The 25,848-nt window shown below is 67.2% G+C and carries 30 protein-coding genes; 15 read left to right on the top strand and 15 right to left on the bottom strand.

Annotated features, from left to right (window positions below; genetic code table 11):
- Positions 1–26 precede the first annotated feature (26 nt).
- Genes AC1DKR_RS04690 through AC1DKR_RS04680 form a run of 3 tightly spaced genes read left to right on the top strand, consistent with a single transcriptional unit; the run spans position 27 to position 3,045 of the window.
- Complete coding sequence (locus AC1DKR_RS04690; protein ID WP_478031402.1) at positions 27–1,712, top strand: GMC oxidoreductase; 1,686 nt, start codon at positions 27–29, stop codon at positions 1,710–1,712.
- The gene (locus AC1DKR_RS04685) at positions 1,712–2,287 is read left to right on the top strand and encodes a gluconate 2-dehydrogenase subunit 3 family protein (RefSeq protein WP_478031400.1); all 576 of its coding nucleotides are present in this window, start codon (positions 1,712–1,714) and stop codon (positions 2,285–2,287) included. Before AC1DKR_RS04690 ends, AC1DKR_RS04685 begins: the two co-directional genes overlap by 1 nt.
- An 11-nt stretch (positions 2,288–2,298) precedes the next feature.
- On the top strand, positions 2,299–3,045 hold the full coding sequence (locus tag AC1DKR_RS04680) for a 3-keto-disaccharide hydrolase (RefSeq protein ID WP_478031397.1): 747 nt from the start codon (positions 2,299–2,301) through the stop codon (positions 3,043–3,045).
- 30 nt (positions 3,046–3,075) lie between these two features.
- Here AC1DKR_RS04680 and AC1DKR_RS04675 read toward each other — a convergent pair whose 3' ends face one another.
- The 5 genes from AC1DKR_RS04675 to AC1DKR_RS04655 are packed head-to-tail and all read right to left on the bottom strand — an operon-like array spanning position 3,076 to position 7,712.
- Positions 3,076–3,372, bottom strand: coding sequence for a c-type cytochrome (locus AC1DKR_RS04675; RefSeq protein ID WP_478031393.1), 297 nt, complete (start codon positions 3,370–3,372; stop codon positions 3,076–3,078).
- Positions 3,373–3,391: 19 nt separating this feature from the next.
- Entirely contained in the window at positions 3,392–4,258 is an 867-nt protein-coding gene (locus AC1DKR_RS04670) for a sugar phosphate isomerase/epimerase family protein (protein WP_478031390.1), read from the bottom strand.
- Positions 4,259–4,277: 19 nt separating this feature from the next.
- Complete coding sequence (locus AC1DKR_RS04665) at positions 4,278–5,402, bottom strand: Gfo/Idh/MocA family protein (protein WP_447944767.1); 1,125 nt, start codon at positions 5,400–5,402, stop codon at positions 4,278–4,280.
- 12 nt (positions 5,403–5,414) lie between these two features.
- Positions 5,415–6,632 (bottom strand): nucleoside permease, encoded by a 1,218-nt coding sequence (locus AC1DKR_RS04660; RefSeq protein ID WP_025873936.1) that lies wholly within the window; start codon positions 6,630–6,632, stop codon positions 5,415–5,417.
- 27 nt (positions 6,633–6,659) lie between these two features.
- Positions 6,660–7,712 (bottom strand): sugar phosphate isomerase/epimerase family protein, encoded by a 1,053-nt coding sequence (locus AC1DKR_RS04655; protein ID WP_478031385.1) that lies wholly within the window; start codon positions 7,710–7,712, stop codon positions 6,660–6,662.
- A 95-nt stretch (positions 7,713–7,807) separates the two neighbouring features.
- On the opposite strand from AC1DKR_RS04655, the gene AC1DKR_RS04650 reads away from it, so the two are divergent.
- A complete protein-coding gene (locus AC1DKR_RS04650) occupies positions 7,808–8,815 on the top strand; it encodes a LacI family DNA-binding transcriptional regulator (RefSeq protein WP_333623470.1) in 1,008 nt (335 codons plus the stop codon).
- A 39-nt stretch (positions 8,816–8,854) separates the two neighbouring features.
- On the opposite strand, the gene AC1DKR_RS04645 is transcribed toward AC1DKR_RS04650, so the two are convergent.
- The 4 genes from AC1DKR_RS04645 to AC1DKR_RS04630 all read right to left on the bottom strand — a co-directional run bounded on the left by AC1DKR_RS04645 (position 8,855) and on the right by AC1DKR_RS04630 (position 11,323).
- On the bottom strand, positions 8,855–9,247 hold the full coding sequence (locus AC1DKR_RS04645) for a DoxX family protein (RefSeq protein ID WP_478031384.1): 393 nt from the start codon (positions 9,245–9,247) through the stop codon (positions 8,855–8,857).
- Between the two features lie 187 nt (positions 9,248–9,434).
- On the bottom strand, positions 9,435–10,457 hold the full coding sequence (gene arsB, locus AC1DKR_RS04640) for an ACR3 family arsenite efflux transporter (protein ID WP_032951566.1): 1,023 nt from the start codon (positions 10,455–10,457) through the stop codon (positions 9,435–9,437).
- Between the two features lie 14 nt (positions 10,458–10,471).
- A complete protein-coding gene (locus AC1DKR_RS04635) occupies positions 10,472–10,978 on the bottom strand; it encodes an arsenate reductase ArsC (RefSeq protein WP_230110139.1) in 507 nt (168 codons plus the stop codon).
- A 15-nt stretch (positions 10,979–10,993) separates the two neighbouring features.
- Positions 10,994–11,323: an ArsR/SmtB family transcription factor gene (locus tag AC1DKR_RS04630; protein ID WP_230110140.1), complete on the bottom strand. Its 330-nt coding sequence runs from the start codon at positions 11,321–11,323 to the stop codon at positions 10,994–10,996.
- 17 nt (positions 11,324–11,340) lie between these two features.
- Here AC1DKR_RS04630 and arsH point away from each other — a divergent pair, with 17 nt between their 5' ends.
- The 6 genes from arsH to AC1DKR_RS04600 all read left to right on the top strand — a co-directional run bounded on the left by arsH (position 11,341) and on the right by AC1DKR_RS04600 (position 16,588).
- A complete protein-coding gene (gene arsH / locus AC1DKR_RS04625) occupies positions 11,341–12,072 on the top strand; it encodes an arsenical resistance protein ArsH (RefSeq protein WP_478031381.1) in 732 nt (243 codons plus the stop codon).
- 88 nt (positions 12,073–12,160) lie between these two features.
- Positions 12,161–13,186 (top strand): AI-2E family transporter, encoded by a 1,026-nt coding sequence (locus AC1DKR_RS04620; protein ID WP_312786754.1) that lies wholly within the window; start codon positions 12,161–12,163, stop codon positions 13,184–13,186.
- A gap of 55 nt (positions 13,187–13,241) precedes the next feature.
- On the top strand, positions 13,242–14,984 hold the full coding sequence (locus tag AC1DKR_RS04615; protein ID WP_478031376.1) for a GGDEF domain-containing protein: 1,743 nt from the start codon (positions 13,242–13,244) through the stop codon (positions 14,982–14,984).
- A 72-nt stretch (positions 14,985–15,056) separates the two neighbouring features.
- Positions 15,057–15,500: a hypothetical protein gene (locus tag AC1DKR_RS04610; protein WP_312786756.1), complete on the top strand. Its 444-nt coding sequence runs from the start codon at positions 15,057–15,059 to the stop codon at positions 15,498–15,500.
- 11 nt (positions 15,501–15,511) lie between these two features.
- Complete coding sequence (locus AC1DKR_RS04605) at positions 15,512–16,012, top strand: GNAT family N-acetyltransferase (protein ID WP_312111015.1); 501 nt, start codon at positions 15,512–15,514, stop codon at positions 16,010–16,012.
- A gap of 144 nt (positions 16,013–16,156) precedes the next feature.
- Entirely contained in the window at positions 16,157–16,588 is a 432-nt protein-coding gene (locus tag AC1DKR_RS04600) for a pyridoxamine 5'-phosphate oxidase family protein (protein WP_312111018.1), read from the top strand.
- A 42-nt stretch (positions 16,589–16,630) separates the two neighbouring features.
- Here the strand turns inward: AC1DKR_RS04600 and AC1DKR_RS04595 are convergent, their stop codons facing one another.
- Together AC1DKR_RS04595 and AC1DKR_RS04590 are read right to left on the bottom strand one after the other, a co-directional pair.
- Positions 16,631–18,019: a DUF2867 domain-containing protein gene (locus AC1DKR_RS04595; RefSeq protein WP_312786757.1), complete on the bottom strand. Its 1,389-nt coding sequence runs from the start codon at positions 18,017–18,019 to the stop codon at positions 16,631–16,633.
- 11 nt (positions 18,020–18,030) lie between these two features.
- The gene (locus tag AC1DKR_RS04590) at positions 18,031–18,342 is read right to left on the bottom strand and encodes a metalloregulator ArsR/SmtB family transcription factor (protein WP_025873922.1); all 312 of its coding nucleotides are present in this window, start codon (positions 18,340–18,342) and stop codon (positions 18,031–18,033) included.
- A gap of 131 nt (positions 18,343–18,473) precedes the next feature.
- On the opposite strand from AC1DKR_RS04590, the gene AC1DKR_RS04585 reads away from it, so the two are divergent.
- The 5 genes from AC1DKR_RS04585 to AC1DKR_RS04565 all read left to right on the top strand — a co-directional run bounded on the left by AC1DKR_RS04585 (position 18,474) and on the right by AC1DKR_RS04565 (position 22,779).
- On the top strand, positions 18,474–19,067 hold the full coding sequence (locus AC1DKR_RS04585) for an NMCC_0638 family (lipo)protein (RefSeq protein ID WP_032975907.1): 594 nt from the start codon (positions 18,474–18,476) through the stop codon (positions 19,065–19,067).
- 186 nt (positions 19,068–19,253) lie between these two features.
- On the top strand, positions 19,254–19,721 hold the full coding sequence (locus AC1DKR_RS04580) for a DUF2975 domain-containing protein (RefSeq protein ID WP_059063423.1): 468 nt from the start codon (positions 19,254–19,256) through the stop codon (positions 19,719–19,721).
- Positions 19,722–19,734: 13 nt separating this feature from the next.
- On the top strand, positions 19,735–19,959 hold the full coding sequence (locus AC1DKR_RS04575) for a helix-turn-helix domain-containing protein (RefSeq protein ID WP_025873919.1): 225 nt from the start codon (positions 19,735–19,737) through the stop codon (positions 19,957–19,959).
- A gap of 62 nt (positions 19,960–20,021) precedes the next feature.
- The gene (locus AC1DKR_RS04570) at positions 20,022–21,560 is read left to right on the top strand and encodes a TerC family protein (RefSeq protein WP_478031371.1); all 1,539 of its coding nucleotides are present in this window, start codon (positions 20,022–20,024) and stop codon (positions 21,558–21,560) included.
- Between the two features lie 82 nt (positions 21,561–21,642).
- Positions 21,643–22,779, top strand: a complete 1,137-nt coding sequence (locus AC1DKR_RS04565) for a metallophosphoesterase (protein ID WP_478031797.1) — start codon at positions 21,643–21,645, stop codon at positions 22,777–22,779.
- Positions 22,780–22,815: 36 nt separating this feature from the next.
- Here the strand turns inward: AC1DKR_RS04565 and AC1DKR_RS04560 are convergent, their stop codons facing one another.
- The 4 genes from AC1DKR_RS04560 to AC1DKR_RS04545 are packed head-to-tail and all read right to left on the bottom strand — an operon-like array spanning position 22,816 to position 25,836.
- Positions 22,816–23,550, bottom strand: a complete 735-nt coding sequence (locus tag AC1DKR_RS04560) for an SDR family NAD(P)-dependent oxidoreductase (RefSeq protein ID WP_478031369.1) — start codon at positions 23,548–23,550, stop codon at positions 22,816–22,818.
- A 23-nt stretch (positions 23,551–23,573) separates the two neighbouring features.
- Positions 23,574–24,212, bottom strand: a complete 639-nt coding sequence (locus AC1DKR_RS04555) for a ferric reductase-like transmembrane domain-containing protein (protein ID WP_478031366.1) — start codon at positions 24,210–24,212, stop codon at positions 23,574–23,576.
- A gap of 51 nt (positions 24,213–24,263) precedes the next feature.
- Complete coding sequence (locus AC1DKR_RS04550) at positions 24,264–24,998, bottom strand: HvfC family RiPP maturation protein (RefSeq protein WP_478031364.1); 735 nt, start codon at positions 24,996–24,998, stop codon at positions 24,264–24,266.
- Positions 24,991–25,836, bottom strand: a complete 846-nt coding sequence (locus AC1DKR_RS04545; protein WP_033830593.1) for an HvfB family MNIO-type RiPP peptide maturase — start codon at positions 25,834–25,836, stop codon at positions 24,991–24,993. The genes AC1DKR_RS04550 and AC1DKR_RS04545 overlap by 8 nt, the downstream gene beginning before the upstream one ends.
- Between the last annotated feature and the right edge of the window lie 12 nt (positions 25,837–25,848).

The following is a 25,848-nucleotide window of genomic DNA, read 5'->3' as shown; positions in this document are numbered from 1 at the left end:
AACGATATCCACCAGGTGAGAGATCCATGGCAGACAATCATTACGACGCCATTGTTGTTGGCTCGGGAATCAGTGGCGGTTGGGCGGCGAAGGAACTGACCGAGAAGGGCCTCAAGGTCCTGATGCTGGAACGCGGACGCAACATCGAGCACGTCAAGGACTACGTCAACGCGATGAAGGAGCCGTGGGATTTCCCGCATCGCAACCGGCCTACACAGGCGATGAAGGCGGCCTTCCCGGTGCTGATGCGCGACTACGCGCTGGCCGAGAACCTGCAGGGCATGTGGGCCGACGAACAGGAATCGCCGTACATCGAGACCAAACGGTTCGACTGGTTCCGCGGCTACCATGTCGGCGGCCGTTCGCTGATGTGGGGCCGACAGAGCTATCGCTTCTCCGACCTGGATTTTGAGGCGAACCTCAAGGACGGCATCGCCACCGACTGGCCCATCCGCTACGCCGACATCGCGCCGTGGTACGACCATGTGGAGAAATTCGCCGGCATCGCCGGTACGCGCGAAGGGCTGGACGTGTTGCCGGACGGCGAGTTCCTTCCGCCGATCCCGTTGAACATCGTCGAGAAGGACGTGGCCGCGCGGATCCGGAAGGCCTTCGGCGGCACCCGGCACATGATCCACTCGCGCACGGCGAACATCACCAAGCCGATGCCCGAGCAGGGCCGCGTCAACTGCCAGTACCGCAACAAGTGCATCCTCGGCTGTCCCTTCGGGGCCTATTTCTCCACCCAGGCGGCGACGCTGCCGGCGGCGATGAAGACCGGCAACCTGACCCTGCGGCCGTTCTCCATCGTCAAGGAGGTGCTCTACGACAAGGACCGCAAGCGTGCACGCGGTGTGGAGGTCATCGATGCGGAGACCGGCCAGACCTACCAGTACACGGCCAAGGTGATCTTCCTCAACGCATCGTCCTTCAATTCGACCTGGCTGCTGATGAACTCGGCCACCGATGTGTGGGAGGGTGGGCTGGGCTCTTCGTCCGGTGAGCTGGGACACAACGTGATGGACCATCATTTCGGCGCGGGTGCCTCCGGCCGCGTCGAAGGCTTTGAGGACAAGTACTACTTCGGTCGTCGTCCCTGCGGCTTCTACATTCCCCGCTTCCGCAACGTGGCCGCTGACAGGCGCGGCTACCTGCGCGGCTTCGGCTACCAGGGCGGTGCCAGCCGCACGGGGTGGTCGCGCGAGATCGCCGAGCTGAACATCGGTGCCGACCTGAAGGAGGCGCTGACCGTGCCCGGTGACTGGCGCATCGGCATGACCGGCTTCGGCGAAATGCTGCCGCACCACGACAACACGATCCGCCTGGACCGGGACCGCAAGGACAAGTGGGGACTGCCGGTGCTGGCGATGGACGTAGCCATGCGCGCCAACGAACTGGCCATGCGCAAGGACATGGCCGCCGATGCCGCCGAGATGCTGGAGGCCGCCGGCGTCAAGGACGTGGAGATGCACGACAACGACTACGCCCCGGGCAAGGGCATCCATGAGATGGGGACCGCGCGCATGGGCCGTGACCGCAGGACGTCCGTGCTGAACCAGCACAACCAGGTCTGGGATGCGCCCAACGTCTATGTGACCGACGGTGCCTGCATGACCTCCAGCGCGTGCGTGAATCCTTCGTTGACCTACATGGCACTGACCGCGCGGGCTGCTGACCATGCCGTGCGCGAACTGAAAGCGGGGAACCTGTGATGGACCGCCGCGAACTGCTGAAAATGATCGTCGCCGCCACCGGTGCGGCGATGATCGGCCTGCCCGCGCTCGGTCAGGCACAGGCTCCCGCCGCATGGGCGAAGACGCGCTTCTCGGACGCGGATGTCGGCACGCTGGACGAGATCGCCGGGACCATCCTGCCGCGGACGAAAACGCCGGGGGCGAAAGACACAGGCGCCGGTGCGTTCATGGCGACGTTCGTCAGCGACTGCTACACCGCCCGGCAGCAGGCGACGTTCCGTGCTGGCCTGGCCGATATCGACAAACGCGCCGGCGGCCGCTTCGTTTCACTTGCGCCGCAGGCCCGCACTGAACTGCTGCGCGCGCTGGATGCAGAGGCCAGGAAGCATGCGGTCGAGGTGACCGAAACCGGCACCGCCGAGGCAGGAGAACCGATGCCGCATTACTTCACGATGTTCAAGCAGCTCACCATCTTCGGTTTCTTTACCTCCAAGGTTGGCGCGACCGAAGTGCTGCGTTACGTCGCCGTGCCGGGCCGCTACGACGGCGACCTGGCCTATGTTCCCGGCACGCCCGCCTGGGGGACCAGCTGATGGATCACGCCATGAAGATCACGCCGCTATTGATCGCCGCCGGCATGCTGGCCGCTGCATCGGCGTTCGCGCAGGCCGCGGCCGATCCCGCGCGCGATCCAGCGAAGACCGAGGTATGGACGCCCGTGCCTGCAACCGTCGCCACACCGCCGGGCAAGGCGCCGTCCGACGCCATCGTGCTGTTCGATGGCAAGGATGCCTCGGCCTGGGAGTCGGAGCAGGGTGGGCGTGTGCCCTGGACCGTCGCCGACGGCGCCCTGACCATCGTGCCGGGCAGCAAGGGCATCCGCACCAAGCAGCGCTTCTGCGATATCCAGCTGCATGTCGAGTGGCGCACACCTGTCGAGACCAAGGGTTTCGACGGCCAGAACCGGGGCAACAGCGGCATCTTCCTGCATGAACTCTATGAGCTGCAGGTGCTGGACAGCTACAACAACCCGACCTATGCCAACGGTCAGGCCGGCTCCATCTACAAGCAGGCCATGCCGCTGGTGAATGCTTCGCGTGCACCGGGGCAGTGGCAGGCCCACGACATCCTCTGGAAGGCACCGCGCTTCTCAGTGGGCGGTGGGCTTGTGTCGCCTGCGCGCATCACCGTCCTGCACAACGGCGTGCTGGTGCAGGACGACACCGTGCTGGCGGGCAAGACCGAGTACATCGGCGCGCCCTCGTATTCGCCCCATGCGTGCGCGCCGCTCTACCTGCAGGAACATGATTCCAAGGTCAGCTACCGCAATATCTGGGTGCGCGAGCTGTAGCGGCACTCGGCCGGCGTGATCGCCGGCCGTTTACTTGGCCAGGTAGCTGGCGATGTCATCTATTTCCTGCTGCGACAGCTGGGAGAAGGGCGGCATCAGCCCGCCACCTTTGCTGATCTTTTCCTTGATCTGTGCCGGCTGCAGCCGCTTGCTGACGTCGGTGAGGGCGGGGAACGCGCCCGGCATGCCCGCACGGTCCGCGCCATGGCAGGCCGTGCAGTTCGCGGTGTAGAGCTTTTCACCAGCGGCAGGGTCGTCCTTGGACCATGCCGCAGTCGTAAACACAGCACAGGAAAGAACTACGGCCATTGCCAGGATCGTCTTCATGTGGGGCCTCCTTCAGGCATCAGTGCTGCGCACGGGTGGACACGTTGGCGGGCAGGTGTTCACGCAGGTAGTCCGCGCCGGTCTGGATGACCTTGGCCGGGTCGCGTGGCTGGTCGTGCTCGAGGATGTACCAGTGCACGCCGGCCGTTGCGGCGGCTGGCAGGATCGCGCGCCAGTCCAGCACACCCTGGCCGACGGCAGCGAAGCCGCCCTCGTCTTCGGCCTGGCCCTCGGGTGCATTGTCCTTGGCGTGTACCGCAAACAGGCGGCCGCGGAACTTGCCGAGCATCACCGCCGGGTCCAGTCCCGCACGCGCGACCCAGGCCAGGTCCAGCTCGGTCTGCAGGTCCGGCCCGGCCGCTGCGAACAGCAGTTCCAGGCCGGTCCGGCCATTGAAGTCGACCAGTTCGAAGTCATGGTTGTGGTAGGCCAGGCGCATGCCCTTGGCCCGTACCTGCTTGGCGATCGCGCCCAGTTCCTTGCCCAGCGCGGTCCAGCCTGCGGCATCGGTCGGCCGATCCTTCGCGTCCAGGTAAGGCACCACCAGGGTGGCGTTGCCGATCGACCGGTTGAAGGACACCACGCCGTCCAGGTCCTTGCGCAGCTCGGCCAGTTGCACGTGGGAGGAAATCGCCCTGATCGAATACCGGTCCAGCAACTGCTTGAGTTCGGCCGCGCTGACGCCCTGCGTGCCCACCGTTTCCACCGCATCCACGCCGGCGTCGTGGACGATCTTCAACTGCTGGTCGAGCGGGCCGGCGTTGCGCAGTGTGTACATCTGCACGGCGATGGGCTTGTGCGGGCTGGCGGCTTCGTGTGCCAGGACGGGCAGGGCAGCGAACAGCAGCAGGGCGAGGGTGGCAGTTCTGCGGGCAGGCGTGTTCATCATGAGATGCTCCCGGGGTTCAACCGATGGCGGTCCAGGCACGGGTCCTGGCCGAGGTGATGACGCGGTCGACGATCAGCGCCGAGCGCACGCCGTCTTCGAAGGTGGGCAGGCCATCCGGTCGCTCGCCTTCGATGGCGCGATAGGTGTCGGCGACGAATGCCTCGAAGCAGTGGCCGTAGCCCTGCGCGTGCCCGGCCGGCAACAGCGACAGCCGGCGCTGTTCGGCACTGCCGGCGCCCGGTCCGCGCACGAAGACTTCCTCGCGCTGGTCGGGCTTGCCGATCCACAGCCGCTCGGCATCTTCCTGGTTGAACGCCACGCTGGCCCTGGCGCCATCAATCTCGAACCAGAGACGGTTGTGGCGTCCGGCCGATACCTGGCTGACCGTCAACGATGCCAGCGTCCCGGCGCCGGTACGGAACATCGCCGCGGCCACGTCCTCGCTGGTGACCGCCTGCATCGCGCCACCGGCCGCTGCTGTGGTGAAGCTTTGCCCGGTGTCGGTGCTGCGTTCGGCGATCACCGTGTCGAACGCCGCGCTGACCTCGGTGAAGCGCTCGCCGCTGACCCATTCCACCAGGTCGCACCAGTGCGAGCCGATGTCGGCGAACACGCGCGACGCGCCGCCCAGCGCCGGGTCCACGCGCCAGTTGTTGCTGGCCGGGTCCAGCAGCCAGTCCTGCAGGTAGCTGCCGTGAATCAGGTGCAGCGGCCCCAGTTCGCCATGGGCGATGCGTGCGCGCGCCTCGCGGACCACCGGGTGGTAGCGGTAGACGAAGGGCACCGTGGCGACCAGCGCGTTGGCGGCCGCCAATGCTGCCAGCGCCCGGGCGTCCTCCAGCGTGGTGGCCAGCGGCTTCTCGCAGACCACGTGCTTGCCGGCTTCCAGTGCGGCCTGTGCCATGGGACGGTGCAGGTGGTTGGGCGTGCATACGTGCACGACCTGCACCTGTGGATCGGCGACCACCTCCTCGATGTCCCGATAGGCACGCGGGACACCCCACGCCTGCGCCACGTCGCGTGCGCGCTGCGGAGAAGAGGCGGCCACGCCACGGATGTCGGCACCCGCCAGCAGCGCCGCGCGACGGTGCACGGCACCGATCATTCCCGTGCCTACGATGGCGATTCCAGTCTTTGGCATCAGGTAGGGTCCTCAGGGCGTGGAAGGTGCGGCCGCAACCACTGGCCGGTCGCGGAACAGCAGCAGGAAGGCGATCAGCACGAGCAGCGCGACCCCTGCCGGGAACAGCCAGATCTGCTGCCAGTCCGGACCGGCTGCAGTGGTGAAGTGCTCCACCACCGCGCCGGACAGGAACGTGCCGATCAGCATGCCCACGCCATATGTGGCCAGGGTGATGAATCCCTGCGCGCTGCTGCGCGCGGCCGGGCCGGCATGCGCATCGGTGTAGATCTGGCCGGTGACGAAGAAGAAGTCGTAGCAGATGCCGTGCAGCACGATGCCGATCACCAGCAGCGAGAAGCCGCCGCCCGCATCGCCAAAGGCGAACATGACGTAACGCACGACCCATGCGGCCATGCCTACCGCCAGCATCGTCTTCACCCCCAGCCGCACGAACAGGAACGGCATGGCCAGCATCAGCAGGACTTCGGAGACCTGTCCCAGCGACTGCAGGCCCGCCGCGCCGCGCACGCCCAGGTCGTTGAGATACGGGTTGGTGAAGTTGTAGTAGAACGCCAGCGGGATGCAGATCGCGATGGACGCCAGGAAGAACACCAGGTACGAGCGTGACTTCAGCAGGCGCAGCGAATCCAGCCCCAGGATCTGCCCCAGCCCGGCATCGCGCTGCTGTGCCAGCGGCGGGGTGTGCGGCAGGGTGAACGCATACAGGCCCAGCGCCAGCGACGCCATCGCCGCCATCCGGAAGGTCAGCTCGAGCCGGTGCGCCTGTTCCCAGCCCAGCCAGCCGATCAGCACGCCTGCCACGATCCAGCCGACGCTGCCGGCCACCCGCACCAGCGGGAATTGCTTCTCGGGCGACTGCATGTGCCGCATCGCCACGCTGTTGGCCAGTGCCAGCGTCGGCATGAACAGCAGCATGTAGCCCATGACGCAGGCGGAGAACATGCTGAAGCTGGTTGCGGTGGACGCCAGCCACATCAGCACTGCGCCAGCCAGGTGCAGGACCGCGAGGATGCGCTGCGCCGCGAAGTAGCGGTCAGCGATCAGGCCAACCAGGAAGGGCGCGACGATGGCACCGATGGACTGGCTGAGGAAGGCCGTCGCCACCTGGCTTGCGCTGGCCTGCAGCGGGCCCTGCACCAGATAGGTTCCCAGGGTGACGAACCATGCCCCCCAGATGAAGAACTGCAGAAACATCATCGCGCCCAAGCGCGACATGGTGTGCGTCATGGCTTGCCCTCCCGGGGCGGTATCGGCTCAGATTCCCAGCATGCGGCGCAGTGATGCGGCGTCTGTGCCGCTGTCGGCAAAGTCATCGAAGGCGCGTTCGGTCACGCGGATGATGTGGTCGCGGATGAAGATGGCCCCCTCGCGCGCGCCGTCTTCGGGGTGCTTCAGGCAGCACTCCCATTCCAGCACTGCCCAGCCGGGGAAGTCGTACTGGGCGAATTTCGAGAAGATCGCCTTGAAGTCGATCTGCCCATCGCCGAGTGATCGGAACCGCCCCGGACGATCGATCCAGTCCTGGTAGCCGCCATACACGCCACTGCTGGCACTGGGGTGATATTCCGCGTCCTTGACGTGGAAGATGCCGATGCGATCGTGGTAACGGTCGATGAAGCCGAGGTAGTCCATCTGCTGCAGCAGCAGGTGGCTGGGGTCGTACAGGATTTTCGCGCGGGGATGGTGGTCCACCACGTCGAGGAAGCGCTCGAAGGTCGCGCCGTCATGTAGGTCCTCGCCCGGATGGATCTCGAAGCACAGGTCCACGCCGCAGGCGTCGAACGCATCCAGGATGGGACGCCAGCGGCGGCCGAGTTCGGCGAAGGCTTCCTCCACCAGACCGGGTGGCCGCTGCGGCCAGGGATATAAGTACGGCCAGGCCAGTGCGCCGGAGAACGTGGCATGCGCGGTCAGCCCCAGGCGCTGGCTGGCCTTGGCGGCCAGCAGCAGCTGCTCCACCGCCCAGGCCTGGCGGGCGGCCGGATCGCCACGCTTGTCCGGCGGCGCGAATCCGTCGAACAGGCTGTCATAGGCCGGATGGACTGCAACCAGCTGCCCCTGCAGGTGGGTGGACAGCTCGGTGATCTGCAGGCCATGTCCGCCCAGCATGCCGCTGACATCGTCGCAGTACGCCTGGCTGCGCGCCGCCTCGGCCAGATCGAACAGGTGGGGCGCGCTGGTCGGCACTTGTACGCCAGAATAGCCCAGCCCCGCGGCCCATCCGGCCAGCGTGTCCAGCCGATCAAAGGGAGGTGTGTCGCCGATGAACTGCGCCAGGAACAGCGCTGGACCCTTGAGCGTCTTCACGTTGATTCGCCCTCGATGCAATCGATTGCATTATCCTAGCAGGGGCATTCGAAAGACCCGTTGTGCACTGCACAGCGGAAGGAAGAGGTAACGCCATGGCCACCATCTACGACATCGCAAGGCACGTCGGCGTCTCCGCAGGCACGGTGTCGCGAGCGCTTTCCCGGCCGGACAAAGTGCTGCCGGCTACACGCGCGCGCATCGAGCAGGCCGCTGTTGCGCTGGGCTACGTGCCCAACACGGTGGCCAGGACACTCAAGACCCAGCGCAGCGGCAAGATCCTGGTCACCGTGCCGGACATCGCCAACCCGTTCTTCGCGCAGATCCTGCAGGGCGCGGAAGATGCGGCGCAGGCCGTTGGCTACGCCGTCCTGCTGGGCGACACCCAGAACCTGCCCGAGCGCGAGGAGCGCTACGCGCAGATGCTCCGACGCAACGAGGCCGATGGTCTGATCGTGCTGGGGCATCGCCTGCCGCCGACGGCGCGCGAGATTGTCCAGCAACGAGGTACCGCTGCACCGGTGGTCAATGGCTGCGAGTTCGATCCCGCGCTGGGCATCCCCAGCGTCCACATCGACAACGCGGCCGCCGCGCGCGCTGTGATGGAGCACCTGTACGGACTGGGGCACGAGCGGATCGCTGTGGTGGGCGGACCGCCCGACAATCCCCTGCACACGCAACGGCTGGAAGGCGTGCGCGCCGCCGGCAGGGCGCGTGGCCGCCTGCGCCACCTCAGCGTCGTGCCGGGTGACTTTTCGGTGGAGTCCGGCCATGCGGCCGCGATGGCGCTGCTGCCGCCCGCAACCGCACCCACCGCGATCTTCTGCTTCAGCGACCAGATGGCGCTGGGTGCGCTGGCAGCCTGCCGGGATCTTGGCATCCGCGTGCCGGATGACGTCTCCATCGTCGGCTTCGACGACCTGGCGTCATCGCGTTACCTCACGCCTCCGTTGACGACCATCAGGCAACCGATGCGGGAGATCGGTGAGCGCGCGGTCAACCTGCTGCTCGCCATCATCGAACAGGTCGATGTACCGCTTCAGCAGACGCTGGATTTCAGCGTGATGCTGCGGGGTTCGACGGCCCCGCCCAAGGGTCGCTGAGACAAGGGCAGGGCGGCGGGATGCCGCGCTTTGCCCGGCTCAGGGCTTGCTGCGCCTGGCGTCCACGCTGAAGCGGCCAGGCCCGCTGCAGGCCAGCAGCAGGAAGCCGCCGGCGATGGCCAGATTTTTCAGGAACATGATCTGCTGCACCGGGTCGGCGAGCTGGTGGTGGAAGATGAAGGCCGTGACCAGGCTGAAGGCGGCCAGCACCGCGGCCACTGCCCGGGTCTGGAAACCGAGCAGGATGCACAGGGCCGTGCCGATCTCGAACAGGATGGTGGGCCACAACAGGATGCCGGGAAGACCCATCGCCGCCATGTAGCCCTGTGTTGCCGCCGGGTCGGACAGCTTGCCCAGGCCCGATACCAGGAACAGCAGCATCAGCAACACGCGGGCGGCCAGCTTCGCAAGGGAGTGAAGTGATGTGTCCACGGCAACGTCCTCAGGGTGGGCAGGGCGGGGGATGATCAACAACCATGCAGGGCGGTATGCCCTTGCCCAACCGACCGGGCGCTGCAGCAGGAGCTCCTGTGCGGCCATCGAATCCCATCACGGGTGAAGTGGATGTTGAGAGCGATGGCGTCGGCAGCTTGGGCGACCTGCGCGGTGCGTCCTTGCCTCAGCGCCGCTCGTACCAACCGCGCGATGCATTGACGATGCGCACCACCGACAGCATCACCGGTACTTCGATCAGCACGCCGACCACGGTCGCCAGCGCAGCGCCGGAATGCACGCCGAACAGGCCCACGGCGGTGGCCACGGCCAGTTCGAAGAAGTTGCTGGCGCCGATCAGCGCCGAGGGACCGGCCACGCAGTGGGCAACACCCAGGCGCCGGTTGAGCAGGTAGGCCAGACCTGAGTTGAAGTAGACCTGGATCAGGATCGGCACCGCCAGGATGGCGATGACCAGCGGCTGCCGAACGATCTGCTCGCCCTGGAAGCCGAACAGCAGCACAAGCGTCAGCAGCAGGGCCAGCAGCGAGACCGGGCCCAGCGTGCGCAGCGCGGACTGCAGGCCAGCCTGGCCGCGACGGGCCAGCATCCAGCGCCGCAGCAGTGCGGCCACCAGCACCGGTGCGATGATGTACAGCGACACCGACAGCAGCAGCGTGTCCCATGGCACGCTGATCGCCGACAGGCCCAGCAGCAGCGCCACCACCGGTGCATAGGCCACCACCATGATCGCGTCGTTCAACGCCACCTGGCTGAGGGTGAAGTTGGCATCGCCGCGGCACAGGTTGCTCCACACGAAGACCATCGCGGTGCAGGGCGCTGCTGCCAGCAGGATCAGCCCGGCGATGTAGCTGTCGATCTGCGCGGCGGGCAGCGCGTCGGCGAACACGTGGCGCAGGAAGAACCAACCCAGCAACGCCATCGAGAACGGCTTGACCGCCCAGTTGATGAACAACGTCACGCCGATGCCTTTCCAATGCTGGCCGAGCTGGCGCATCGCGCTGAAATCCACCCGCAACAGCATCGGGATGATCATCAGCCAGATCAGCACGGCGATGGGCAGGTTGACCTTGGCCACCTCCGCCGACGCCAGCGCAGCGAAGGGTTGCGGCAGCGCGTGGCCGAGCAGGGTGCCGGCCACGATGCACAGCGCCACCCACAGTGTCAGGTAGCGCTCGAACAACCCCATCGGTGCCGGCGCGCTCACGCCTGATCGTCCCCGGGTTGCACGAAACCAATGCGATCCAGCGCGTCCTTCAACTGCTGTCGGTCGGACCAGGTGGCTGCGGGCAATGCCAGCAGGGCCAGCAACCGTGCCTTGACGATGGCGTGTGCCTGCGCGAACGCGGCCGCCTTGTCATCCGCGCTGCCCTCGACGGCGGCTGGATCGGGCAAGCCCCAGTGCGTACGCACGAAGTCGCCGAACACCACCGGGCACGCCTCGGCGGCCGCGGCATCGCAGACGGTGATCACCAGGTCCATCGGCGCGCCATCGGCGAACTCGTCCCACGATTTGCTGCGCAGGCCTGCGGTGGCGATGCCCTCGGCCTGCAGTTGGGCCAGGGCGAATGGATTGACCTCGCCGGCTGGCTGGCTGCCGGCGCTAAACACCTCGAAGCGATGGCCGGCCCACGCCCGCAGCGTGGCCTCGGCAAGAACACTGCGGGCGGAATTGCCCGTGCACAGGAACAGGACGCGTTGGGTGGTCACGAAGCGGATCTCCGGTCAGCAGGCGCAATCAGGGGACGCTGGGCTGCAGGCCGGGTCGGGCGAGCCTGCGCAGCAGTTATGGGTCAGGTAATCGATCAGGCCGGTCATGGCACTGAAGTTGGCGCGGTAGCAGACGTTGCGGCCCTGGCTCTCGCTCTCGACCAGCCCGGCCTGCAGCAGCTCCTTCAGATGGAAGCTGAGCGTGGCCGGCGGCACCTGCAGGGCGCTGCCGATGTCGCCGGCCATGCGGCCGGCTGGGCCGGCTTCCACCAGCAACCGGAAGGCGGCCAGGCGGGTGGCATGGCCAAGGGCGGTGAGGGCGGCGATTGCATTTTTCGTTTCCATATTTCTAGAATAGTCGAATGAATGAATCCATCGCAAGTCCCGCCCTCCCGAATCTGGCCGAAGCCTCGCTTCCCCAGCCCGACCTGTCCCTGCTGGGCGCCGGCCGCGCGCACCCGCCGCGGATCCTGCTGCTGTATGGCTCGCTGCGTCCGCAGTCGTTCAGCCGCAAGCTGGCGCTGGAGGCCGAGCACCTGCTGCGCCACCTCGGCTGCGAGACCCGGGTGTTCGATCCGCATGCGCTGCCCATGCTCGACAGCGTCGGCGCCGATCACCCTGAAGTGCAGCGCCTGCGCGCGTGGTCGCAATGGTCCGAAGGCCAGGTCTGGATCAGCCCGGAGCGCCACGGCACGGTCACCGGTGTGTTCAAGAACCAGATCGACTGGCTGCCGCTGGAAGATGGCAGCGTGCGCCCGACGCAGGGCAGGACGCTGGCAGTGATGCAGGTCAGTGGCGGTTCGCAGTCGTTCAACACGGTCAACACGCTGCGCGTGCTGGGGCGGTGGATGCGCATGCTGACCATCCCCAATCAGTCTTCGGTGGCCAAGGCATGGCAGGAGTTCGACGAGAACGGGCGGATGAAACCCTCGGCGTACTACGACCGGGTGGTGGATGTGATGGAGGAGCTGGTCAAGCTCACCCTGCTGACGCGGGACCGTTCGGACTACCTGGTGGATCGCTACAGCGAGCGCAAGGGTGATCAGGAAGCGGCCGCACTGGCGCGCTCGGCCGGGGCGGTGGTTGCACGTTGACGGCAGGCGGCGGCCGCAGGGATGCGCGCGTGCGCAGGCGCATCACCTCAATCCACTACCATGGGCCACCCCTCCAGGATGTGCCCCGATGTCCCTCGTCATCCCGACCCTGCCCAAGCCTCCCGCCGCACGCATCGCCGCCTGGTTGATGATGCTGCTCGGCATGTGGCTGGCACTGAAGCTTGGCCTGGTGGTGACCCTGCTTTCCGGCCTGCTGGTGTTCCAGCTGACCCATGTGCTGGCCTCCACCGTGGAAGGCAAGCTGCGCCCCGGGCGGGCACGGGCGATCGCAGTGATCGTGTTGTCGGCGGTGATCATCAGCGCACTGGTGCTGGCCGGCATCGGCGTGGCCTCGTTCTTCCGCAACGAGACCGGTGGACCGGACGTGTTGCTGGCGCGGTTGATGGACATCCTCAACACCTCGCGGCACCAGGTACCGGCCCTGCTGCAGCCTTACATCCCTGAAGACCTGACGGCGCTGCGTGCGGCCGTGAACGAATGGGCCGCCGAGCACCAGCGTCAGCTGGGCGTGGCCGGTACATCGGTGGTGCAGGTAGGCGTACGCGTGCTGATCGGCATGGTGCTGGGCGCGATGATCGCGCTGTACGACGAACTGCCGCTGCCGAAGATGGGCCCGCTGGCGCAGGAGCTGATCGGACGCACCAGCCGCCTGGCCACCGCGTTCCGCCAGGTGGTGTTCGCCCAGGTCAAGATCTCGCTGCTCAACACCGTGTTCACCGCGATCTTCCTGCTGGGCGTGCTGCCCCTGTTCGGCGTGCACCTGCCGCTGTCGAAGACGCTGGTGCTGATCACGTTCCTGGCTGGCCTGCTGCCGGTGGTGGGCAACATCATCTCCAACACCATCATCGCCATCGTCGCGCTGTCGGTGTCGTTCTATGTGGCCGTGGCTGCGCTGCTGTACCTGGTGGTGATCCACAAGCTGGAGTACTTCCTCAACGCGCGCATCGTCGGCGGCGAGATCCAGGCACGCGCCTGGGAGCTGCTGCTGGCCATGCTGGTGATGGAAGCGGCCTTCGGCCTGCCCGGGTTGGTGGCTGCGCCGGTGTTCTACGCCTACGTGAAGCGCGAACTGGTGGACCAGCGCTGGATTTGACCCACCTTCACGCGGGTGCAGCGCTACACTGATCCGCACGCCAGGGGGTACATCGATGGGCCGCAGGGCATCGCCAAACGGACTGCAGACCTGGCTCTGGATCCTCGCTGGCCTGTTCGTGCTGTGCACGCTGCCGCTGATGGCCATCGCGCTGGTGCAGGGCACGCAGCGCTACACCGAAGCCGAGGCCAACCTGGTCAGCCTGCAGCAGCTGCGGCAGACCTTCGAGCTGGCCAATCTGGTATCGGCCGAGCGTGGGCCGGCCAACAGCCTGCTCGGCGCCGACAGCACCGATGCGCAGGAGCAACGCCGCCTTGCCGCACAGCTGGTGGTCGCCCGGCAGCGGGTGGATGCAGCGACGCAGCACCTGCAGACCGTGTTCCAGACCGACCCGCGGGTGGTGGACGAAACACCGCGCCTGCACGAAGCGCGGCGGCGCTTGCAGACTGCGCGCGCCGCGGTCGACCGGGTGGCTGCGCTGCCAAGAGGCGAACGCTCGGCAGAGGAGGTGGAGCACGCGATCAACAACATGTTCGCGGTGTATGACCGGCTGCAGGCGCTGACCTCGGTGCAGATCAGCGATCTGGTCGCGGCTGATCGCGAAGCCGCGATTCCTGCCATGCAGGGGCAGATCCTGATCGACCTGCGCGAGCACGGTGGCCGCTTGGCATCCAACGTGATGGCGCCGCTGGCCGTGCCCGGCGCGTGGCGGGAGCCGCAGGTACGCGCTGCGCAGCAGACCGAGGGCCGCCTGCTGGAGCTGTGGCGATTGGCGGCCAGCCACGAATCGGTGTTCCGCAGCGAACCGGCGCTGTCCCTGCACTGGGACATGGCGCGCCGGCAGTTCTTCGGCCAGTCGCTGCCGATGGTGGAAAAGCTGATCGACGATGGCCGGCGCGGCGTACCGCCACCCTGGACGGCGGCCGAGTTCACCGCGCGCTACGTGCCCACCCTGCAATCGCTGGAAGCGCTGCGCGATGGTTACCTTGGCGTTTCGATCGCGCGCTTCGAGCACACCCGCAACAAGGAAGCGGTACGTCTTGCCGTGCTGGCCGCCACGGTGCTGGGGACTGTACTGCTGCTTGCGCTGGCACTGCGCATCGCCCACGTGCAGATCCTGCGGCCGTTGCTGCAGGCGCAGGCGCAGGTGATCCAGATCGCCTCGGACACGCCGGGTGCAGAGCAGCACGCCACCCACCCGATGGCGGAAATGCAGCGCCTGTTCGATGCCATCGAGGTACTGCGGGCGAAATCGCACCAACGCTCGGCATTGACCCGTGAGCTGCGTGAGCTGGCCGATACCGATCAACTGACCGGCCTGTTGAACCGGCGCTCGCTGGAGGAAGGGGTACGACAGCGGCGTGCCGAGGGAAGCACGCAGGCGGTGGTGATTCTGCTGGACGTGGATCATTTCAAGGCGATCAACGATGGCCAGGGGCATGCGGCCGGCGATGATGTGCTGGTGCAGGTGGCGCAGTTGCTGCGCAGCCATCTGCGCCGCAACGACAGCATCGCCCGTTACGGCGGCGAGGAATTCCTGGTGCTGCTGGCCGATGGTGATCTGGCCAGTGGCCGGCGGTTGGCCGAGTCGCTGCGGGTGGCATTGCGTGCGCAAGACATCGTGCTGGGCAGCCGTGACATCCTGCGGGTCACTGCCAGCTTCGGTGTTGCCCAGGGCGCGCTTGACCCGATCGGCTGGCACGCGCTGGTGCGTGCCGCCGACGCCGCCATGTACGAGGCCAAAGCGCTGGGCCGCGACCGGGTGCAGGTGGCCACTGCTGGTCGTGCGGCGCGCTGAGGGCAGCCTCGTTCATCGCCAGCGCACGCGTTGCTGCCTAGACTGGCCATTCGCCCGTCCCAGGAGTACGCCATGACCCTGCGTTCCGTTGTGACTGCCACGCTGCTGGCGGGCCTGTTCGCTGGCTGCGCCAGCAGCACACCGCAGCCCGATCCGGGCGCCGATGCGCCACGTCATCCGTCGATCGCCGCTGATGCCAGCCCGGTGCCTGCCTTCACCGGCGGCGGCGCCGGCTGGTCCATCGAGATCGCCTCCACCGGCAAGGGCAATCACGATGCAACGCTCACCGTTGCTGGCCGCAGCAGCGCTGGAACGCTGCGCTACCTCGGCCAGCCGGCCGGTGCGCCCAGTTCGTTGACGGTACTCAACGGTGAGCTGGGCACGCAGCCCACCATCGTCGAGATCAAGCGCGAGCCCTGCCGCAACGCCGAAGGCGTGGATACGTCGGCCAGCGTGCAGGTGACTGTCGAGGGGCAACCACAACGCCGCGGCTGCGGCTTCCTGGCCGTGTACTGACTGGCACACGCATGATCCACATCCCAGTGCTGGAGACACCGCGCCTGCGCCTGCGCGCGCAATGCCTGGACGACTTCCCGGTGTATGCCGCGTTCCTGGCCTCGCCCCGTGCGCGCGGCATGGGCGGGCCGTTCGCCGAGGTCGCCGCGTGGGGGCAGTTCTGCCACGACCTGGCCAGCTGGTATCTGTTCGGCCACGGCGCATTGATGATCGAGCGCCGCGACACGGGTGAGTGCATCGGCCAGGTCGGCATCAACCATGGCCCGCTGTTTCCGGAACAGGAGCTGGGCTGGTTGCTGTATGCCGGGCAGGAAGGGCGGGGTTTCGCCAGCGAAGCGGCTGCGGCGCTGCGTGATTGGGCGTTCGTGGTGCGCGGATTGCCGACGCTGGTGAGCTACATGGCAGCGGACAACCACGCCTCGCAGGCAGTGGCGGTCCGCCTCGGCGGCGTGTTGGACGCGCAGGCGGTGCGCAGCGATCCGGATGACCTGGTGTTCCGCTATCCGCGCTGATGCGTGACGGTCACTGCGGCGCGGGCGCGCTGCACGCGGAAATACCAACTGCGGCCACTGCGTGAAGAAGGCGCCAGCAGCCATCCACGCATCGGTCACCGCGTCGGGCAGACGCTGGACACCCATCTGTTGAAGGAACTGCCCATGACCACGCTCACCCTTCCCGAACTGGCCAAGAAGATGGCCGGCATCGATTTCACCATGCTGCAGAGCCATGCCGGCGGCCAGATCGCTGGCCGCCCGATGAGCAACAACGGCGATGTGGACTACGACGGCGACAGCTGGTTCTTCACCATGGAAAACACCGACATGGTGCGCGAGATCAGCGCCGACCCGAACGTGGCGCTGGGCCTGACCGGCAGCAAGTCGCTGCTGGGCAAGCCACCGCTGTTCGTGCACGTGCAGGGCAGGGCGGCGCTGGTCCGCGATCGCGCCACGATGGCCCAGCATTGGGTGAAGGACCTGGAGCGGTGGTTCGAGCAGGGCGTGGATACGCCGGGCCTGGTGCTGATCCACGTACACGCCAGCCGCATCCATTACTGGGATGGCGAGGACGAAGGCGAGATCGTGGTCTGATCGCGGGGGCCGCACAGGGCCCCTGCACATTGCTGCCCCAGCTCAGGAATGCGCAGGCGCGCCGGACCACGCGGCCAGTTCCGGTGCCAGCGCATGTTCAACGGCGCGGCGCAGCAGTGCCGGGGCCACGTAATGACGATGGGCGCTGTCGATCATGGCCATGTAGAAGCGGCCAAACGCATTGAGCGTCTGCACGCGCGAGCCCAGGCTGATCTGGACCTGGCCGTCCTCGCAGAACTGCACGCGCACGCTGCTGCGGAAGCGGAGATGGCGGTCGTCTGCGCCGAGCAGCACTTCGGCACACCGGTCTTCCGCATCTACTCGGGCATCCAGCACCGGGAAACGTCCGCCGAACACGCGGCTGCGATCGGTGGACAGCAGCGACGACACCGGGCAGCCCAGCGGCGAGGTGCGCAGACGCAGTGGTGCAACCAGACGATTGCGCAGGGCCATCAAGCGGCCGACGCCCGCCGGCGGGTTGCGCAGGAACCCGTCCAGTACGTCGGCCAGCAGGGCGGAGGCCGATCGATGGCGGGTCTGCCCGCCGTGCAGGGTCAGTGTGGTCGTGTCGTTATAGTGACCGTGCGGCAGGGCGCTGGCGAGCATTCCCGCTGGAGGCGACGACGCGCTGCTGCAGACCGGGTACGCCGGCGTCGCCCGCTCCACGAATCCGCGCAGTGGCTCCAGGCTGAAGCGACGCAGCGGCCCCAGCAACGTGCGCGTCTGCACGCAAAGGCGTGCGCGCAGGCTGGGCGCTGCCGCCTGCAGTGACAGTTGCAGCAACGGCGTGGCGGCGAGTGTGGTTGCGCTGGGCCAGTGCGCTGCTGGCAGCACGTCGGTCAGGCTGGGAATGTCCGCGGCGTTTGCCTGTGCCAGTGCGCGCGCCTGCGCGCTCATTGCCCCGGCCAGTTCATTGCTGTGGCACGAGAGCGCGAACAGGGCAGGGTGGGCAGGACTGTTCGAGGCGAACTGGTGCCAGGTGCCACCACCAAAGCGCACGGTGAACAGGCAATCGGGCGGGATGCGGACACGACGCAGCGACCGCAGGAAGTGCGAGGGATCGTCCGCCAGCTGCTGATCGGATGCGCTGGCAAACCGCAGCTCGGCACCGGCACTGCCGGCGATGGCGGTGAACATGCGCGGCCCGGCATGGCGGTGGAAGGGATGGCCGCCGGCACCCACCACGAAGCTGTACAGCGATGACGGATCGCCGTGCTGCAGGTGCATGCCACCCAGCCGTGCCGAGGGCTCGTCCAGCGCATCGATGAACGCCGGGTGGTGGCGTTGGCGCTGGCTGGCATCGCTCACCAGCGCATCGCCGGCACCAATGCCAAGCTGCGCGATCAGGGTGACTTCCACCGGGCCACCACCGTCGTGTGCCGGAAGCTGGATACTCGGGAACGAACGGCTGGTGCGGGTCGAACCGGGCATCGCAGTGCTCCTCAGCGGGCGGGTGTCTTGCGGCGTGCGCGCGCTTCGCGCTTCAGCGGGCCGCCGACCGGACAGACTTCGGCAGCCCAGGAAAACAGCGTGTTGGCCAGGCGGTCGGGCACCTGCCGGAAGTACACGAACTGGCCTCGCTTCTCGCGTTCGATCAGGCCGGCGTCTTCCAGGATGCGCAGGTGGCTGGAGAGTGCCGGCTTGCTGAAATCGAAGCGCTCGGCCAGCTCGCCGGCGCTGAGTTCGCCGGCGCTGAGATAGGCCAGGATCTGCCGGCGTGCGGTGGAGGCCAGGGCTTCGAAGATGCGGTCCATGGTTGTAGTTAACTAATTCGTTAACTGATGTTCCCCTTGGCGGCAGGTGATGTCAAGCGCAGGCGTGCCCGTTGCGTACCGCCTCCCGGCTTTGTCATCCTCCCCGCTGTTTTCCGTTCCGTGGAGTTCCGATGCGCCCTGCGCCCTGGCTGATCGCTGGCCTGCTGCTGCCGATCGTGGTGATGGCCCAGCCTGCGCGTGCGCCGAAGGCACCGGCGCAGGATCCCTTCAGCGAACTCTTCGACACTGCCTGCATGCAGCACATCGGCGCGCCGGCGCGGCTGCAGTCGCTGATGGATGCCAATGGCCTGACGCCGCTGCAGCCGGCCGAGGCTGCCACGCTGCTGCAGGGCCAGCCGGGCATGGCATGGATGGTGCCGTTGGCCAGTGGCCGCTACGCGGTCAGCTGGGCCGACGATGGCACCTGCACCGTGTATGCCGAGAAGGCCGACCCGGCGGTGGTGCAGAAGGGCTTCGCGCGGCTGATGCAGGCCGCACCGAAGCCGCTGCAGATCCGCTCGCTGCCCTCGCGCGGTCCATTGTCCGGCGACCAGGTGGCGATCCAGTACGGTTGGGCAACGCCGGGCGAAAGCAAGCTGCGCGTGCGCTTCCGGCTGGTCACCCGGCAGGCCGCCGAGGCGGGGGTGCAGGCGATGGCCTCGGCTACGCCGGGCGAAGCGATGCGCGAACAGGCCGCGCCGCCTGCACCGGCACCCGCCCGGTAGCGCTGCCGAAGTACACGCGATTCAGCCAACAGCCCGGGGATGTGATATATCGTTTATCGATAAATCCACCCCGGGGCGGCAGGGCCGCTCCACAACGGAGGCTGCTTGACCGCTCGTCCCGCCCGCGCCCTTCCTGCGCGCGGCTTGTTCACCCTGGCCCAGACCGCCGTGCAAGCGGTGCGCGCGATGTGCTGGCTGGGCATCCTGGCCGCGCTGCTGGCGGTGCCGCTGGTGGCCTACGACCGCAGCTGGCTGCTGGACAGCGTGCACGACGCGCAGGCCGCGGCCATGCACGGTTCGCATCTGTTCCTGCATTTCTGCGTGGGCCTGGCCGCCATCGTCGCGCTGCTGGTGCTGTGCCTGGTGTTCCTGCGCCACCTGGCGCGGCTGCTGCGTTCTGCGGCCAACGAACGCCCCTTCACCCATGCCAACGCCGTACGCCTGCAACGCATGGCCTGGCTGATGCTGGCGATGGAGGTGCTGTCCATCGTGATCGGTCTGTATGCCAGCTGGATGGGGCCGGACTTTGCGTGGATGGAAGTTGGCGGTGGCATGTCGATCACCGGCCTGGTGGCCGTACTGATGCTGTTCGTGCTGGCGCGGGTGTTCACCGTTGGCGCAGCGATGCGCGACGATCTGGACGGTGTGATTTGATGAGCATGATCTGATGGCGATCGTCATCACCCTCGACCGCATGCTGCAGCAGCGCGGCATGACCTTGTCCGAGCTGGCCGGGCGCATCGACATCACCCTGGCCAACCTGTCGATCCTGAAGACCGGCAAGGCACGCGCAATCCGCTTTTCCACCCTCGATGCGATCTGCCGCGAACTGCAATGCAGCCCCGGCGACCTGCTCGGGCATGACCCTGCGCAGGCGCAGGATGCGGATTGAGCCTGGCTGCGCCGCACGCCTGCACCGCACCACTTCCCCCTTACTGACGAAACGGACCTGAAATGGAATGGTTGGCTGACCCCTCGATATGGATGGGCCTTGCAACCCTGGTCGTGCTGGAGATCGTTCTCGGCATCGACAACCTGGTGTTCATCGCGATCCTGGCCGACAAGCTGCCGCCGCACCAGCGCGACCGCGCGCGGGTGATCGGCCTGGCATTGGCGCTGCTGATGCGGCTGGTGCTGCTGGCTGCGTTGGCCTGGATCATGAAGCTGACCGAGCCACTGGTCACGCTGCTGGAGCACAGCTTCTCCGGCCGCGATCTGATCCTGCTCGGCGGCGGCCTGTTCCTGCTGTTTAAGGGCACGATGGAGCTGCACGAGCGGCTTGAAGGGCGTGAGCATCACGAGGACGGCAAGAAGGTCTATGCCAGCTTTGCGATGGTGGTGGCGCAGATCGTGGTGCTCGATGCGGTGTTCTCGCTGGATTCGGTGATCACCGCGGTCGGCATGGTCGACAACCTCGGCGTGATGTATGCGGCGGTGACCATCGCGATGGCGCTGATGCTGCTGGCCAGCAAGCCGCTGACCCGCTTCGTCAACAAGCACCCGACCGTGGTGGTGCTGTGCCTGGGCTTCCTGCTGATGATCGGTTTCAGCCTGGTGGCCGAGGGCCTGGGCTACAAGATTCCGAAGGGGTACCTGTACGCGGCCATCGCGTTCTCGATCCTGGTGGAAGCGTTCAACCAGTGGATACGTTTCAACCGCGAGCGCAACGAGCAGCGCCAGCCGTTCCGCCAGCGTACTGCCGATGCCGTGCTGCGGCTGCTGGGTGCGCGCCAGGCCAATGGCCACGATGAAGATGAAACCGATGAGCGCGGCAGCACCGAAGAACGCCTGCAGCCCGCCGAGCACGAGATGATCCGAAGTGTGCTGGGCCTGGCCGACCGTCCGGTATCGAGCGTGATGACGGTGCGTGCCGACGTGCAGTGGATCGACATGGCGCGTGGCCACGACGATGTGGTCGCACGCCTGGTGGCGTCGCCGCATACACGGATGCTGGTGGGCGACGGTGACCTGGACAGCCTGCGCGGCGTGGTGCAGAGCCGTGACCTGCTGGCCGACCTGCTGCAGGGCAAGCCACTGCAACTGGAAGGCAACCTGCGCGAGCCGCAGTACGTGCTGTCCAGCGCCAGTGCGTTGCAGGCGCTGGAGCTGATCCGCCAGCACCCGGTGCCGTTGGCAGTGGCGGTGGACGAGTACGGCAGCGTGGAAGGCCTGGTGACGGCCAACGACCTGCTGGCGGCCATCGCCGGTGACCTGGCCGATACCCAGGACGAGCGCTATGGCGTGGTTGCACAGGGCGAGGACTGCTGGGACGCCGACGGCGCGCTGACCTTGGACGACCTGCAGCGGCTGGCCGGCGTGTCGCTGCCGCGCAGCGCGGACTACATGACCATTTCCGGGCTGGTGCTGGAGCAACTGGGGCGCCTGCCCGACATCGGCGACACGCTGGAGGTGGCCGGTATCCGCATCACCGTGCTGGCGATGGAGAAGCGGCGCATCACGCGGTTGCGGGTGGAACGCCTGCCGGAAGCGTGACGATGTCGGGGCTGGGCCCATGCCCGGCTCTATCCATTGCCATCTTCTGCCGTCACCATGGCGGGCCTGTTCGCCGTTCTGGATTGTCGTTGTGCTGAGTACGATTGGTTTTCTGATGGGCCTGTATGTGGCCTGGCGCCTGTTCTGGCCACTGCGCCTGCCCGTCTGGTCGAAGGTGGTGCTGTCCGTCCTGCTGGTGGGCATTGCCGTGCAGCTGCGCATCGTCGCCAGCTTCTGGGGCACGATGGCCTCGCCGGAAATTCCGAAGATGGCCATTGCCACGCTGGCCACCGGTTCCACCGCCGTGCTGCTGCTGGCCCTGGCGTTGCTGGTGCTGGACGCCGGCCTGTTGGCTGCGCGCCTGCTGCGCGCACCGCGCGCCCTTTCCGTACTGCGCAGCAAGGCGCTGCGCCCGTCTGCCGCGGTGCTGGCGCTGCTGCTCAGTGCCTTCGGTGTCAGCCAGGGCATGGCCGTACCCAAGCCACGGCAGATCGAGGTGGCCGTCAGCGGCCTGCCGCAGGCCTTCGATGGCTACCGTGTGCTGCAGCTCACCGACATCCACGCCAGCCGCCTGCTGACCGGCGACTGGGTGCGCCAGGTCGTGGCTGCAAGCAATGCACTGCAACCGGACCTGGTGGTGATCACCGGCGACCTGATCGACGGCAGCGTGCAGGCGCGCCGCAACGATTACACGCCACTGGCGGACCTGCGTGCGCCGGACGGTGTGATCGCCATCACCGGCAACCACGAGTACTACGCGCAGTACAGCGAATGGATGCAGGCCTTCCGTGCACTACACATGCAGGTGCTGGAAAACAGCCACACCCAGGTGCGTCGTGGCGGGGCGGCACTGACCATCGCCGGCGTCACCGACCCGGTAGCCGCACGCTATGGCCTGCCGCTGCCCGACCTGGAGGCCGCCCTGGCCGGTGCCGACCCCCGCGCACCGGTGATCCTGCTCGACCATCGGCCACGCAATGCACGCGAGGCCGCTGCACGCGGTGTGAAGCTGCAACTCTCCGGGCACACCCATGGCGGCCAGATCATCGGCATGGACCAGCTGGTGAAGCGCGCCAACGGCGGCTTCGTCTCCGGTCGCTACGCGGTGGATGGCATGACGTTGTACGTGAGCAACGGTGCCGGCCTGTGGGCCGGGTTCCCGGCGCGCATCGGCGTACCGTCGGAGATCACGATGATCACCCTGCGCCGGGCGCCGTGATGTGGTGGGGTGTGGGATGGGGGATCGTGCAACGGCTCAGAGGATGAAGCCTCCATCGATGGTCAGGCTGCTGCCTGTCATGTAGCCCGCTTCCGGCCCCGCTACCCAACTGGCCAATGACGCGATCTCGGCAGGCTGGGCAATGCGGCCCAGGGGGACCCGCGCAGCAAGCTTTTCATCCAGCCCGTCGGTGATGTCGGTCGCAGTCGGGCCGGGTTGCAGGTTGTTGATGGTGATGCCGCTGGGGGCCAGTTCCAGCGCCAGCTCGCGCACCAGAGCGGCCACCGCCGCCTTGCTCATCGCATACAGGCTGCTGCCGGGCGAACCACTGCGCACGGCAGTGTTGCTGCCGATGGTGATGATGCGGCCACCGCTGGACAGATGCGGCAGGGCCGCCTGGATGGCCAGCACCACGCCACGTATGTTCACCGCCAGCAGCTGGTCCAGCGTAGGCAGATCCACGCTGTCGATCGGTGTATGCCGGTACAGGCCGGCATTGACCACCAGCGCATCCAACCCACCGAAGGCCTGCGCAGCGGCGGCCACGGCCCGGCGCAACGCATCGGCATCGCTGCTGTCAGCCTGGAGGGCGAGCGCGCGGCCACCGTGCGCGCGGATGGCATCAAGCGATGCCTGCGCCCCATCGGGGCGCGAGACGTGGGTGATGGCGACGTCATGGCCATCGACGGCCAGGCGTTGCGCAATGGCCGCACCGATGCCGCGTGAGCCGCCGATGACCAGTGCACGGCGGCGAGAGGAAGAGACTGTCATGTTCAAACTCCGGTTGGGGATGATCAGGCCGCTGGCAGGGAAGGACGGGCGTGGGCGCTGCGGCGCAGCGACTGAGCACGTTTGGCGATCCAGCGGACCACGAAGGCGGTGAACAGCAGTGCCGAAGGCACCGCATACCAGAAGTTCGTGGGTACACGTTTGAAGTACGAATAGGTGAACACCGCGGCGATGATCCACATGCCGGTCACGTGCAGGCGGCGCCATGCGGTGGGGCCCATGCGCCGGGCGATGCCGCGGTGCGAGGTGATCGCCAGCGCGAGGATGGCCACGTAGCCCACCGTGCCAGGCAGGTTGGCCAGCGCCGAGCGTGCCGGCCAGAACGCCGGGTTGAGGATGCCGAACGCGGTGATCGCGATGGCATGCAGCAGGTGCGAGAACGCGAACGACAGGCCGATGATCCGGCGTTCGCGCAGCAGGAAGCGGCTGGTCGGCCCCGGCAGCAGGCTGGCGAACGATGAAGCGGTGAACGCCGCCAGGAACAGCAGGAACGAGGTGCGCGCCGTGACCCGGATGGCCGCGCGGCTGCCTTCGGCCACGTCGGCGTGCAGGGCGAACGCGGCCAGCGCAAATGCGATGAGCACCACGGCAATGGACACGAACAGGCGCGAGCCGTGCAGGAAGGAAGTATTGGAAACAGCCATTGTTCAAACCTCGAAATGAAAGTGGGTAGTGCCGGCCGCTGGCCGGCAATCTCAGAACCCGGTCAGCACAACCAGCACGCCGGCTGCGCACAGTTCGCCTACCACAGGCGCGGCCACCACGTGCAGTGCATCCGCGCTCGCGTCATGCGCCTCGGCCAGCGCCTGCAGCGCGTCATCCACGCGTGCGCCGTCGTTGCCAAAGGCCGACAGCAGCGCATACGCCAGCGGTGCCAGTTCCTCGACCTGCAGCTGGTAGTCCGCCAGGCGGCGCAGCAGCAGAAGCGTCGGCTCGCTGGCGGTTGCATCGTCCAGCGCGGCGTCCTCATGCACCGGCCACTGGTAGCCCAGTACCCGCACCAGCGGCGACAGCGCCAGCACGTCGCTGCCCGCAGGCATGGAGTGCAACGAATGCCCGGCATCACGCGCTTCGATGTGCAGCGCCTGCTGGGTGCTTTCGTAGTGCGCCAGTTCCGCCGCCCAGCCGGGCAGCGCGAACGTGTCCTGCGTTGCCAGCCACGCAGCGAACTCGCTGGCGATCTGCGGGAACAGCGGGGTGTGGCAGGCGTGATGCGCGTAGTAGTGCTCGACCAGGCTGCGCCAGCGCGCTTCGCCCAGCTGTTCCTGCAGGCGCGGCAGGCTGCCGGCCAGCAGGCTGTCCAGGCTGTCGATGCACAGGCGGCGGTAGATCGCCAGCCGCCATGCCGCGATGCCATCGGCTGCGGGCATCGAGGGATCGCGCACATGGTCGGCCCAGCGCCGCTGCAACGTGGCCAGGGACTCAGCCATGGGCCACCTCCGGCAACTCGGCGTCGGCCTGGGCCCTGCGGATCTGTTGCACTTCAGCCAGCAGTTCGGCCAGCGGCGGGAAATTGAAGTCGCGCTCCAGCAGGGTGGGGCGCACGCCGACGTGCGCATAGGCCTGGCGTAGCAGGGCCCAGACCACACCCTTCACCGGCGCGCCGTGGGTGTCGATCTTGAAGCCGTCGTCCTCGTCGAAGTGGCCAGCCACATGCAGGGAGGCCACGCGGTGGGCCGGCACGCGGCGCAGGAAATCGAAGGCGTCGTAGCCATTGTTGCAAGCGTTGACGAAGACATTGTTGACGTCCAGCAGCAGGTCGCAGTCGGCTTCGGCAAGCACGGCAGTGATGAACTCGATCTCGCTCATGTCGGCAGCGGGCACTGCGTAGTAGGAGATGTTCTCCACCGCGATACGACGCCCCAGGCTGTCCTGAACCTGGGCGATGCGACCGGCAACGTGGCGTACGGCCTCGGCGGTGAACGGCAGCGGCAGCAGGTCATAGAGATGGCCGCCGGCGGCGCAGTAACTCAGGTGTTCGCTGTACAGCTGTACCTGGTGCAGGTCGAGAAAAGCGCGGGTCTGTTGCAGCAGCGTGCGGTCCAGTGGGTCCGGGCCACCCAGCGACAGCGAAAGACCGTGGCAGGTCAGGCGGTGGCGCTCGCTCAGCTGGCGCAGCGCGGCACCGTGTGCACCGCCGACGCCGATCCAGTTGTCCGGCGAGCATTCGAGGAAGTCGATGGCATCGGCCGGCATCGCCAGAAGTTCATCGATCAGGCCTCGGCGCAGGCCGAGGCCCGCACTGGCGGTAGGCAAAGGCAGGGACATGGTGGGTACTCC

It is taken from the genome of Stenotrophomonas sp. 01N47 (assembly GCF_056399165.1).
Note: the sequence above shows the minus strand (reverse complement) of the source record. Positions and strands in the feature narration are given on the sequence as shown.

What these genes read in the sequence shown, in the direction of transcription:
- AC1DKR_RS04690 (WP_478031402.1), top strand. Translation starts at nt 27, where the DNA reads ATGGCAGACAATCATTACGACGCCATTGTTGTTGGCTCGGGAATCAGT.
- AC1DKR_RS04685 (WP_478031400.1), top strand. Translation starts at nt 1,712, where the DNA reads ATGGACCGCCGCGAACTGCTGAAAATGATCGTCGCCGCCACCGGTGCG.
- AC1DKR_RS04680 (WP_478031397.1), top strand. Translation starts at nt 2,299, where the DNA reads ATGAAGATCACGCCGCTATTGATCGCCGCCGGCATGCTGGCCGCTGCA.
- AC1DKR_RS04675 (WP_478031393.1), bottom strand. Translation starts at nt 3,372, where the DNA reads ATGAAGACGATCCTGGCAATGGCCGTAGTTCTTTCCTGTGCTGTGTTT.
- AC1DKR_RS04670 (WP_478031390.1), bottom strand. Translation starts at nt 4,258, where the DNA reads ATGAACACGCCTGCCCGCAGAACTGCCACCCTCGCCCTGCTGCTGTTC.
- AC1DKR_RS04665 (WP_447944767.1), bottom strand. Translation starts at nt 5,402, where the DNA reads ATGCCAAAGACTGGAATCGCCATCGTAGGCACGGGAATGATCGGTGCC.
- AC1DKR_RS04660 (WP_025873936.1), bottom strand. Translation starts at nt 6,632, where the DNA reads ATGACGCACACCATGTCGCGCTTGGGCGCGATGATGTTTCTGCAGTTC.
- AC1DKR_RS04650 (WP_333623470.1), top strand. Translation starts at nt 7,808, where the DNA reads ATGGCCACCATCTACGACATCGCAAGGCACGTCGGCGTCTCCGCAGGC.
- arsB (WP_032951566.1), bottom strand. Translation starts at nt 10,457, where the DNA reads ATGGGGTTGTTCGAGCGCTACCTGACACTGTGGGTGGCGCTGTGCATC.
- AC1DKR_RS04630 (WP_230110140.1), bottom strand. Translation starts at nt 11,323, where the DNA reads ATGGAAACGAAAAATGCAATCGCCGCCCTCACCGCCCTTGGCCATGCC.
- arsH (WP_478031381.1), top strand. Translation starts at nt 11,341, where the DNA reads ATGAATGAATCCATCGCAAGTCCCGCCCTCCCGAATCTGGCCGAAGCC.
- AC1DKR_RS04620 (WP_312786754.1), top strand. Translation starts at nt 12,161, where the DNA reads ATGTCCCTCGTCATCCCGACCCTGCCCAAGCCTCCCGCCGCACGCATC.
- AC1DKR_RS04615 (WP_478031376.1), top strand. Translation starts at nt 13,242, where the DNA reads ATGGGCCGCAGGGCATCGCCAAACGGACTGCAGACCTGGCTCTGGATC.
- AC1DKR_RS04610 (WP_312786756.1), top strand. Translation starts at nt 15,057, where the DNA reads ATGACCCTGCGTTCCGTTGTGACTGCCACGCTGCTGGCGGGCCTGTTC.
- AC1DKR_RS04605 (WP_312111015.1), top strand. Translation starts at nt 15,512, where the DNA reads ATGATCCACATCCCAGTGCTGGAGACACCGCGCCTGCGCCTGCGCGCG.
- AC1DKR_RS04600 (WP_312111018.1), top strand. Translation starts at nt 16,157, where the DNA reads ATGACCACGCTCACCCTTCCCGAACTGGCCAAGAAGATGGCCGGCATC.
- AC1DKR_RS04595 (WP_312786757.1), bottom strand. Translation starts at nt 18,019, where the DNA reads ATGCCCGGTTCGACCCGCACCAGCCGTTCGTTCCCGAGTATCCAGCTT.
- AC1DKR_RS04590 (WP_025873922.1), bottom strand. Translation starts at nt 18,342, where the DNA reads ATGGACCGCATCTTCGAAGCCCTGGCCTCCACCGCACGCCGGCAGATC.
- AC1DKR_RS04585 (WP_032975907.1), top strand. Translation starts at nt 18,474, where the DNA reads ATGCGCCCTGCGCCCTGGCTGATCGCTGGCCTGCTGCTGCCGATCGTG.
- AC1DKR_RS04580 (WP_059063423.1), top strand. Translation starts at nt 19,254, where the DNA reads ATGTGCTGGCTGGGCATCCTGGCCGCGCTGCTGGCGGTGCCGCTGGTG.
- AC1DKR_RS04575 (WP_025873919.1), top strand. Translation starts at nt 19,735, where the DNA reads ATGGCGATCGTCATCACCCTCGACCGCATGCTGCAGCAGCGCGGCATG.
- AC1DKR_RS04570 (WP_478031371.1), top strand. Translation starts at nt 20,022, where the DNA reads ATGGAATGGTTGGCTGACCCCTCGATATGGATGGGCCTTGCAACCCTG.
- AC1DKR_RS04560 (WP_478031369.1), bottom strand. Translation starts at nt 23,550, where the DNA reads ATGACAGTCTCTTCCTCTCGCCGCCGTGCACTGGTCATCGGCGGCTCA.
- AC1DKR_RS04555 (WP_478031366.1), bottom strand. Translation starts at nt 24,212, where the DNA reads ATGGCTGTTTCCAATACTTCCTTCCTGCACGGCTCGCGCCTGTTCGTG.
- AC1DKR_RS04550 (WP_478031364.1), bottom strand. Translation starts at nt 24,998, where the DNA reads ATGGCTGAGTCCCTGGCCACGTTGCAGCGGCGCTGGGCCGACCATGTG.
- AC1DKR_RS04545 (WP_033830593.1), bottom strand. Translation starts at nt 25,836, where the DNA reads ATGTCCCTGCCTTTGCCTACCGCCAGTGCGGGCCTCGGCCTGCGCCGA.